Genomic DNA, 4,234 nt, shown 5'->3' with positions numbered 1-4,234 from the left:
TCATCTGGTCGTCGTCGGTCTCCACCGCCCGCAGTGGCCCCGCTGTGACCGGGGCCCGGGCAGTGCAGGGGCCCACTGCCCGGCTCACGCCGGCCGGTGAACCTGGCCCGGACCCCGTTCCCGCGGTGCCCAGACTCCTACAACGCTAACGGCATGGCGATGTTGGTTTCCTCAACCTCTGGGAGGATTTGAGGTGCCGGTTTCCTCAGTTGCTGGGTGGATGAGGATGACCTTCTAGGGGAGACGGACGACGAGTGCCCTCCTCCAGGAGGTCGCCGCGTTCGTACCTTGCTGCTCGGGGTCTCGGGTCCACTCCCAGTGAGTGGTCCCGAGACCCCGGAGCGTGTCGTGGGTGTGGTGCTGTTTGTCAGCCCTCAGCTGGTTGGGGGTCGCTGGTGGCGAGTTGGGGTTCGGCGCCGGGCGACTTAGGTTCTGCGGTGCAGGAGGCCCCATCAGCTGGGACGGTCCCGTTGACGAGGAAGTCGATCGTGGCCGTGGTGGCGCAGTTGCCGATAGCGCCACCGTGTCCGTAGCCCTGGACGGTGAACAGGTGACCGTTGTCCAGCTGGCCGGCCAGAGTCTGCGACCAGGAGTAGAGGGTTTGGACATCGCCGGTGATCCCGACGACGAGGATCGGGGCGGAGCCCTCGGCGTGGGTCTCCTGGGGTGGGGTCTTTGAGTGGTGTCCCCAGCCACGGCAGTAGGCCTCCATGGCGTTCGAGATACCGCCGAAGAAGGGGTAGGCCTTCCTCTCAGCGGCTGTCTGCGCGTCCATCTCGGAGGCGGTGGCGCCCGTATCAGGGTTGTCGTTGCAGATGATTGTGCTGAGCATGATCTGTTGGTTGGCGGTGCTGGCCGCCTCCTCGACAGTCGTTGGTGGCGCATCATCCAGATTCTGCTTCGCCTTGGCCATGAGGGTGCCGTCGTGGTTGGTCATCGCCGGGGTGAGCATGGCGGTGAGCGTGTCCCAGTCCGGCTGTACGACGGCGAGCTGTTGGATGATGTCGGTGGCGTCCGGCGTGTTGACGGTGGCATCGGAGTCCGGGGCGGTCAGTGGGTTCTTGTCCAGGCCGTCGACGAAGGCGGCCAGCTGGGAGACCGCCTCGTCCGTGGAGCCGGTCAGGGGGCAGGCGCTCTGTGCCTGGCAGTGCTCGACGTACTGACGCAGAACACCCTCCTTGAAGGCTATTCTCTCAGCGTCGCTGTCGGTCTCTCGTTTGGACGGATCGACGGCGCTGTCCAGAACTGCGTGGCCGACGCGGTCGGGGAAGAGGTCGGCGTAGAGGGCTCCGATGTAGGTGCCGTAGGAGACGCCCAGGTAGTTCAGCCTTGCGTTGCCGTTGGTGGCGCGCAGGACGTCCAGGTCGCGGGCGACGTCGCGGGTGCCGACGTGGTCGAGCAGCTCGGGGACCTTGGAGTGTTTGGCGCACCTGGCGGCGTTGGACGCACCCCGGTCGATCTTGTCCTGGGCCGCAACGTTCTTGGACGTGACGCCCTTGAGTGGTCTCATCGGGTTGGAGGTGTCACTGCTGGGATTCTCCAGGTACTGCTTGATCTCGTCCTCGCTCCAGCAGGTGATCGGGGTGGACTGCCCGACTCCACGAGGGTCGAATCCGATGATGTCATAGGCGCCTCGAAGCTCCTCGGACACTCCGGGTGCCGACGTCACTGCCTCGACACCGCTGCCGCCGGGGCCTCCGGGGTTGAGGAACAGGGAGCCGTGCTCGGCGTCGCCGTCGGAGGCGGGGAGCTTCTTCAGTGCGATGGTGATGGTTTGGCCGTCCGGGTGCTCATAATCCACCGGGACGGTGACGGTCCCGCACTTGAAGGAGGCGCCGTCCGGGCAGTCCTCCCAGTTGATGGTCTGGTTGTAGAAGCTCTCCAGCCCTCGGGGAGCATCGCCCTGGGAACCTCCAGTGGGGTTGGAGGCGGAACCGTCGGTGGGGGTGCTGGTCTGGTCGGTGGATGCAGGTGCAGCAGTGGGCGTCGCGGTCCCGGTGGAGCTGCCGGAGCCGTCGGAGGAGCCGTCAGTGGGGCTAGTGATGCTGCCGTTGGTGGGGGTGCCGGTCTGGTCGGTGGATTCGGTGGATGCGGTTGCAGTGGTGGGTGCGGTGGCGTCGGTGGAGCCGTCTGGTTGGCAGGCTGCTAGGGCGGTTGACAGCATCAGTACTGCCAGGGCCGCGCCTGCCTTCCGTGCGGCCAGGGGTGCGGGTCTCATCAGAGGGTGGCTCTCTTTACGGTGTCGGTGGTCGTCATCGGTCTCCATTGCCCGCAGTGGCCCCGCTGTGACCGGGGCCCGGGCAGTGCTGGGGCCCACTGCCCGGCTCACGCCGGCCGGTGGACCCGGCCCAGGCCCTGCTCTCGCGGTGCCCGGACCCCTACAACGCTAACGGTGCGGCAGTACTGGTTTCCTCAGTCGCCGGGCGGAATCGAGGAGCTGGTTTGCAACCTCCGGGTGGATGGGAATGGCATCCCTGAGGACGCTGATGACGAGCGGCCTCCTCCTGGAGGAGGAGACCACGTCCGTGCCTTGAGGCGGGTCGCGTTGTGAAAGTGAGGGGCGCTCTCGGGGCTGTGGCCGAGTGCCTGGTTCGTTGCGGACACCCCGAGGCCTTGACCAGGGACGCTGTGGGTGCAGTTCGCGAGATCTCGGGTGCGTCCGTGAGTCCCTGGGAACCCCTGCGACCCTGGTGGACTGTTGCAGCAGGCCGGGGCCTTGGGTCCATTCACTGGGAGTGGGCCCGAGCCCCGGAGCGTTTCGCAGGTGTGGTGCTGTTTGTCAGCCCTCGGCTTCGCCGCCAGCGGGTCGGGGCTCGGCGGTGCAGGGGACGAACGCGAGACCCGAGGTGGGGTGGACCGGCTCAGGCCTTGGGCCAGGCGACGACCAGGCAGACGACGACGAAGACGACCGTCAGCCCCACCTGCGTCCAGCCGAGCCAGGCCCGGCGACGCGGCAGCGTGGGCAGCTCCGGCCACAACGTGATGCCCCGGACGATGCCGTACATGCCGGGCGGCGTCGCCACCGCCAGGATCCAGGTGGGCATGTACGTCCAGGGCCCGTTGGCGGCGGCCGCCATGAGGCAGGCGAGGAGTGTGGCCACGCGGCAGACCACCGCCATGCGGCTGGACGCGCTCGCCGCGCGGGAGGTCGTGTACAGGCCCATGACGAGTGCCAGAATGGTGAAGCCACCCAGCATCGCGATCAGGGGCACTATCTGGTCCGAGATTGGTGTGCGTGCCGTCGAGATCTTCTGGCCGTCGGTCAGGAGCGCGGTGGTGAGGGCGGATGCGGTCATGTCGCCGCTCTGGTCGGTGTAGACCATGACGACTGTGCCCGACTCCTTGTTGATGGCCAGGTGTGTCATGTACTCCATCGTGATGCCGCTGTGGCCGATGATCGTGTGTCCGTCGACGACATCGGTGTACCAGGTATACCCGATCTTCTTACCCGGCAGCGGGGTCCCCCAACATTCCCGGCCATCGCGGTTCCTGGGCGTTGTCGCTGCCGGGAACAGTGTCGGACAGGACCGCCTGGGCGTAGCGGGTCTCCTCCGGGGTGCTCCATACGCCGGCGCCGGCTGGGTTGGATCTCGGGCCGCTGAGCGACTGGCCGCGGCGCCTGTTGGCCAGGACTCCGTGGATGGCGCCGTTGGGAATGTCCGTCTGGCCGGTGGTGAGGGTCGTGTGCTCCAAGCCCAGGGGTGTGAAGAGCCGCTCCGTGACGTAGGACGTCCAGGAATCGGCGCCGGCGGCGCGCGTGAGTGCCTCGCTCAGCAGCGAGACTCCCAAATTGGAGTAGTCGAACTTGCCGCGCTGGCCCAGTTTGATGGTTCGGGCACTATCGATGAGCTGGTCAGTGCTTTCGGTGAAGGGGTTCAGTCCGAGGATATGGGAGTGCAGTAGGAACCGACCCATGTCCTGAACACTCGGGATACCGGAGCGGTGCGAGGCGACCTCCTCCAGGGTGGCCTCGCCCGCCGGGGTGCCGGCGAGCTCGGGCAGGTGGGTGGACAGTGGGTCGCTGGCCTTGACCTCGCCGCGCGCGATGGCGCGGCCAGGAGCTGGCCGGTGAAGGTCTTGGTGATCGAGCCGATCTCCATGGGTGTGGTGGACGTGTACTGCTGGCCGGAGGCGGCGGTGCCGATGCCGGCGTGGCGGGCGCCGTCGGCGGTGATGACGGAGACGTGGATGCCGCGGGCCTGGTAGTCGTCGGGCAGAAGGCCGATGACCTGCT

3 protein-coding genes are annotated in these 4,234 nt (G+C 67.3%); all 3 read right to left on the bottom strand.

The annotated features are described in order from the left end of the window. Positions 1–367: 367 nt before the first annotated feature. Positions 368–2,218 (bottom strand): alpha/beta hydrolase, encoded by a 1,851-nt coding sequence (locus RWR81_RS12665; RefSeq protein ID WP_314458080.1) that lies wholly within the window; start codon positions 2,216–2,218, stop codon positions 368–370. A gap of 643 nt (positions 2,219–2,861) precedes the next feature. Then, positions 2,862–3,365, bottom strand: a complete 504-nt coding sequence (locus RWR81_RS12660; RefSeq protein ID WP_314458079.1) for a hypothetical protein — start codon at positions 3,363–3,365, stop codon at positions 2,862–2,864. Positions 3,366–3,444: 79 nt separating this feature from the next. Next, positions 3,445–4,002 (bottom strand): serine hydrolase domain-containing protein, encoded by a 558-nt coding sequence (locus RWR81_RS12655; protein ID WP_314458081.1) that lies wholly within the window; start codon positions 4,000–4,002, stop codon positions 3,445–3,447. Positions 4,003–4,234 lie beyond the last annotated feature (232 nt).

This window comes from uncultured Actinomyces sp. (assembly GCF_963526355.1).
Lineage (GTDB): Bacteria > Actinomycetota > Actinomycetes > Actinomycetales > Actinomycetaceae > Actinomyces.
The sequence above is the reverse complement of the archived record's forward strand: the minus strand, read 5'-3'. Positions and strand labels throughout refer to the sequence as shown.